Source organism: Bradyrhizobium sp. STM 3843 (assembly GCF_000239815.1).
In the GTDB taxonomy this organism is placed as follows: domain Bacteria; phylum Pseudomonadota; class Alphaproteobacteria; order Rhizobiales; family Xanthobacteraceae; genus Bradyrhizobium.
Genome location: NZ_CAFK01000103.1, coordinates 1 through 5,230 on the forward strand (window position 1 = coordinate 1; position 5,230 = coordinate 5,230).

The following is a 5,230-nucleotide window of genomic DNA, read 5'->3' on the forward strand; positions in this document are numbered from 1 at the left end:
TTTTTGCGAAGGGGACTGGACAGGACTCTTCGCGTTGAAAACGCTCGCGAACATCGCGTTTCGGCGCCAGGTCTTCTTGGCTCGGTCTTGCATCACGTGGACCGCTACACGGAAAATCGCACCCCTCCACCTCACCCGGCGCTGTCGGCTTGCGGTCGGGGCAACAGCGCCGCGTTTCGGCAGCCATGATCGTTCGTCCGTGCGCACGGGACCCTCAAAATTGCGCCAAAGAGCATTTCTTGCGGTGAAAATCAGCTCGGCCATTGATTTGCGCAGCGGGAACCCAAAAGCATGGTTCCGTCCGAATCCAACAGAACGAAGAAGCGCAATGGCTTCCCTGCAGGAGAGCATTTGTCTGGAACCGTCTATGTCGTTGATGACGATGTATCCTTTCGCACCGCCATCAAACGGCACCTGGAGAAGATTGGATATCTTGTGATCGCATATGCGTCGGCCGAGCAGCTGCTGGAGCAGCGCCCCGACGAAAATGAGAAAGGCTGCATTCTCCTCGACGTTCGGATGCCTGGCTTGAACGGACTGGCGCTTCACAGCCGGCTGCTTGAGCTCGGCTCAATGCTTCCGATCGTGTTTCTCACGGGCTACGTCGACGTGACTGCGATCGTGACGGCGATCAAGGAAGGTGCTGAGGATTTCCTGGTCAAGCCCATCAAATCAGATGAGCTCGTTGGAGCGATCGAGCGCGCTTTGGCGCGTCACCAGGCTGCCCTTGAGACGAAGCGCCAGGTCGACGCCTTGCGGGGCCGCCTGGCAAAATTGACGCCGCGCGAACGGCAGGTATTCGTGCTGATTGTCCGGGGCAGGATGAATAAGCAGATAGCTCATGAATTGGGTGCGACCGAACGCACTATCAAAGCACATCGCCGCAGCGTGATGGAGAAAATGAAGGCCGGCAGCCTGATTGAGCTCGTGTCGATCGGCGAACGACTCGGCATTTTGCGCAGGTAATCGCACGTCCCCATTTGCTCAGGTGGCTCCGAGCGGAGCGAACGTGGTGGCGCAAATATTAAGGAAGTCTCCAACCGATTTCCCGGCGGAAGGCAGTTGGCGTCATGCGGGAAAATTTACGAAAGATCCGGTTCAGGTGGGATACGTCGCTGAACCCTGCCGCAAGCGCCACTTCGGCCAGCGAGAGAGCTGGATTGGACAACAATGTTCTTGCACGGCGAACCCGTTCCGACAGGACGTACCGGTAGGGCGTAAGCCCGACTGTGTCCTTGAACGCCCTGATAAAGTGGTAGTGGCTCAGTCCCGCCAGGGCGGCAAGATCGGATATCGTAATTTCATTCGGAATTTGGGCGTCGATAAAATCTGTCACCCGATTCAACTGACGTGCAGTCAGACCGCCCCGAACCGGTTTCAGACGCGAACGCTTTGGATCGGCGGCATGCCGTAACTCCCACAAGAGCAACAACCCAAGTGTCTCCGCATAGGCATGGTCGTCGATGCCGGAGCCGTCCAGGACACTTTGCAGCTTCTGGAGCGTCGCTTTGAGATTGTCGTTTTCGAAATACAGCGCCGGAGGAACTTTGGAGATATCGTTGGCGTCATGCTCCGACGTCGTCGGGCAGAGATGAACGGCAAAGACGGACGATGTGCCGCGTTCGAAACGATTCCAGCCTTCTCCATAAGACCCGATCGGCACGAACGTCAACTTGTCCCGAAGGTCATTGAGTGTAGAACGGCCTCCGCCGGCTATCATCGTTTCTCCATCGGAGCGCACGGAGTTATGCAGCGCAAGAAAAGCCGCGTCTCCCTTCACGCGAAAATCCAATTCAGTTGGCCTGATACGAACGAGCTCGGCGGAGAACCAAGGCCATCGCTTCCGTTTGACCAAGAACGAATTGCGCGCATCAGGCTGTCGCTCATGCAACTCGAGCTGACTCCGCCGTCCCAAAACTTTTGCTCCTAAAACAAACACGGTCGTGTCGAGGATGTGGCAAATTGTTTCCGGACTCGCAAATTACAGTTCGGAAATCTCGTAGGCCGGGCTGTTCTGCGAAGAGAAGGCCGGCAACTGATTGCGATCGCTGAGCCGAAGTTCCCGCGGCATTGTCGAATGCAGGGTTCCATTCAGCGGCCCGATTGCGGACCTGCCGGGCGGATCGATTGAAGCGGAAAGGCTGTCAGATCCGATGGTCGTTCTCTCCGGCAACGTCCACCCGCTGCGGTGGAAGCAGACGAAGTGTTCCGTCCGGGCCTGCCGAAAGCGTGTGGATGTAGAACGAGCTTGCGCAGTCGTCCTTGGAATTCATGACCACCGACGGCGCTGAAATGATCTTCAAGGCACCGCACCGGCCGATCCAGTCCATATGGCGGTGACCGTGCATCACGATCAGGCGCTGCCCTAGCGGCTCCAGTTTGCGGACGAACCAGCTCCCGTTGATCAACGCGGTCCCGATGCGTTTCGAGAACGAAGTGACCGGCATTGGGTACTCCACGAGGTGATGATGCAGCGCGACGATCCAATGCGCCTTCGGATGCCGGTTGAGAATGGCCTCCAATCGCCGCACTTGGTCCAGGCATAGGAGTCCGAGCGCGTTCGTAAAGGAGAAGTGAGTGTCGGCATTGGAGTTGAGGATTGCGATCCCCAAACCATTCTCATCCTCCGGCATGAGGATCATGGGAAATTGATCGTCAAAGAGGCTCCTCAGCGCCGCCGCGTTGCGCAGACCACCCCGATCGGCGAACGCCGAGATTGTCTGTCGGTACGACGCCAGGACATCGTTCAAGGTCGGGGCCGCGGGACCCGATCCGTCGCCCACGCGCACACGACCGCCTTGGACCGAGCTGAGCACGGCCAAGGCCCGCATCTGCCGCAGCCGCTTGAGCGGGCTGAAGGGCAGGTGGAGCCTCGCGGGATTGGCGCGGTCGACGATGTTGAGGTCGTGATTGCCCGGCAACAGGATGCATCGCGCAGCAAGTTGGGGATGGCGGGCCAAGGCGTCGAGGAACTCGGCCCATTCGCTGGCGCGGCCTGCGTCGGTCATGTCGCCGCTGATCAGGACGTGGTCGAGTGGATCTGCCTGGTGAATCGCCGCGAGTTGCGCAAGTGCGCGCGCAAGGCGCGTGTTGCCGCTTGGGCCGGCGCGCCCGCTCTCGATGCGAAAGCCGTATCGTTCCCCGACCACATGGATGTCCGACAGATGGGCGACGCGCCAGCAGCGCGCGCCAGAAACACCGCTGTCGAATTCAGCCAGCCCGACCGGGTGGTGCATGGTAGCGTCCGCAAATCCCCAGCCGAGCGACGCCAGGGCGACGTAACTCGAGATCAGCACCAGCGCGTTTGCCAGCAGGGTCCAGGCCAGCCGGTGTGGCTGAAGCAGATCATTCAGGCCAGCCGTCCACTGCGATGCAGGCCAGGCCAGCATCGCGATCAGCGCAGCGCCGGCACAGAGCAGGACTCCGGCAGCGACGGCGGATAGGCTGCGCAACCGGGCTCGCGAGTCATTGCCGAGCTTGCGGCCAACCAGCTGTTCGACCAGGTGACGCAATCCTTCCCTGCCGATCGCATAGCCGGGCTGGACCGCGAGCGCATTGAGCGACCAGAAACTCGTCTCGGCCATACGAAACAACGGCCGCCAGCCGATCCAGCCCACGGCCGCGACCGCGACCAACGTCAATCCCGCACCGATCTCGGTCAGCGTGGCGAGATGATCCGAGAGCGTGTGAAGCCAAGCCGAGATGACCAGCGGCGCAACGCCGATCAGAATCGCGGGCACCACTATGAGGATCAGCCAGACAAACAGCAGCTTCGGCAGGCTAACCTCGACCAGCAGATTTCCGGCAATCGCAAGCAGCGAGCGTTGTGCGGGGCTTGCGGCATCATCCTCGATGTCGCCCCGGCGAGGGTCGATCAGCACGGCAGGAACTGCGGCGCCTGAACCCGTATGATCCTGGTGATCACTCCCCATCAGATCGGCCTGACCAAAGCGACTTGCTGAGCTCATCATGGAGACTGGACCGAACCCGCGCCAGACCGACGTGGTGCTTGGCTTGGGCCGTTTTGCTACACCATCACCTGCCTCATGCTCGCTCTGCCGAGCTGCCCGTCCTCGGGGTTATCGAGCAACCTCTTCGAGACCGTTCCGCGAGCATCCTGAATTTCGCGCAGGACCTGGCCTGTCTGCTCGAGGAGTAAGGAAAGCCACAATGCGCAGGGGACGTGGAGGAAAGCACCTGGCAGCACGAACGCGGCGCCGAGCCTATCACCAACGTCATGCGACGGATATCACGGTCCGGCGATCGGTTCCGCGATCCCGCGATTGCCCTTACTTCACTGGAGTCGAGCGGATCGTCACTCATGGATCTCCGCAAGCCAAGCGACGTATGGCGTACCGAGTCCTACTAAGTACCGGAACCGCGCAGCCAGATAAGTCGCTTGGCGAGGCAAGATCCCAAACACGGAGGCGTCCCATGGGCATGCCCTCGTTTACCTACGACAGCGAGAGACCTCCGCGTATCGTGACGACGTGTGCGCCAACGCATGCCCCGCAAACGGCGGAACACGAAAAGGGCCCCACGCGTTTGCCGTCTGCGAGAATGCTGCAAGGTGGGATTGCGCCAATGAGCAACAATCTAAGCCGGGCTGTCGTGCCAACCGAAACGTCAAACGCGATCGAGCGGGTTTATTCGGAATGGGATCGCGCGTGGTCGAATGACGATCTCGATGCGATGATTGCGCTCTATGCGCCGGATGCGGTTCTTGAGAGCCCGCTCGTCCCGTACATGCTTGGCGGCGATCGTGGCGTGATCAAAGGGCGCGAACAGATCCGCAAGCTGCTCGACAAGGCCGCGCCGCGAAAACCTGAAAAGCGCACGTTCCACCGGCGGGGTTACTTCACCGACGGCCAGACCCTGGTTTGGGAATATCCCAGGGCGGCGCCCGATGGCGAGCAGATGGATTTCTTCGAGGTCATGGAGATCAAGGAAGGACTGATACAGGCCCATCGCGTCTATTGGGGATGGCGCGGCGTTGAAGTGATCAAGGCAGATGCGTATTACAAGGGTTCCGATTAGTTGACGTCAAGCCATGTGGCTTGCAGGGGAGCTCGTCAGCTCCCCTGTTCCGCGTGCCCGTTATCTCACCTTAGAAATCGAACGTCATGCCGGTCGTGACGGCCTCGGCCTTGTTGCCGGCAACCACGTTGTTGTTGGCGTCGCGACCGCAGACACCGTAGCCGTGGCCGCTGACACCGAGGCAGTAATGCGC

At 60.2% G+C, this 5,230-nt stretch carries 4 protein-coding genes; 2 read left to right on the plus strand and 2 right to left on the minus strand.

Features of this window, described 5'->3' with window-relative positions; translation table 11 throughout:
* Positions 1-291 precede the first annotated feature (291 nt).
* Positions 292-966: a response regulator gene (locus tag BRAS3843_RS14000; protein ID WP_244425302.1), complete on the plus strand. Its 675-nt coding sequence runs from the start codon at positions 292-294 to the stop codon at positions 964-966.
* Positions 967-1,024: 58 nt separating this feature from the next.
* On the opposite strand, the gene BRAS3843_RS14005 is transcribed toward BRAS3843_RS14000, so the two are convergent.
* Positions 1,025-1,780, minus strand: a complete 756-nt coding sequence (locus BRAS3843_RS14005; RefSeq protein WP_244425304.1) for an AraC family transcriptional regulator — start codon at positions 1,778-1,780, stop codon at positions 1,025-1,027.
* A gap of 364 nt (positions 1,781-2,144) precedes the next feature.
* Positions 2,145-3,968, minus strand: coding sequence for a metallophosphoesterase (locus BRAS3843_RS14010; protein ID WP_244425306.1), 1,824 nt, complete (start codon positions 3,966-3,968; stop codon positions 2,145-2,147).
* 466 nt (positions 3,969-4,434) lie between these two features.
* Here BRAS3843_RS14010 and BRAS3843_RS14015 point away from each other — a divergent pair, with 466 nt between their 5' ends.
* Positions 4,435-5,037, plus strand: a complete 603-nt coding sequence (locus BRAS3843_RS14015) for a nuclear transport factor 2 family protein (RefSeq protein ID WP_008969577.1) — start codon at positions 4,435-4,437, stop codon at positions 5,035-5,037.
* Positions 5,038-5,230 lie beyond the last annotated feature (193 nt).

Coding starts and splice junctions, on each gene's coding strand:
- BRAS3843_RS14000 (WP_244425302.1), top strand. CDS start 292: ATGGTTCCGTCCGAATCCAACAGAACGAAGAAGCGCAATGGCTTCCCT.
- BRAS3843_RS14010 (WP_244425306.1), bottom strand. CDS start 3,968: ATGAGCTCAGCAAGTCGCTTTGGTCAGGCCGATCTGATGGGGAGTGAT.
- BRAS3843_RS14015 (WP_008969577.1), top strand. CDS start 4,435: ATGGGCATGCCCTCGTTTACCTACGACAGCGAGAGACCTCCGCGTATC.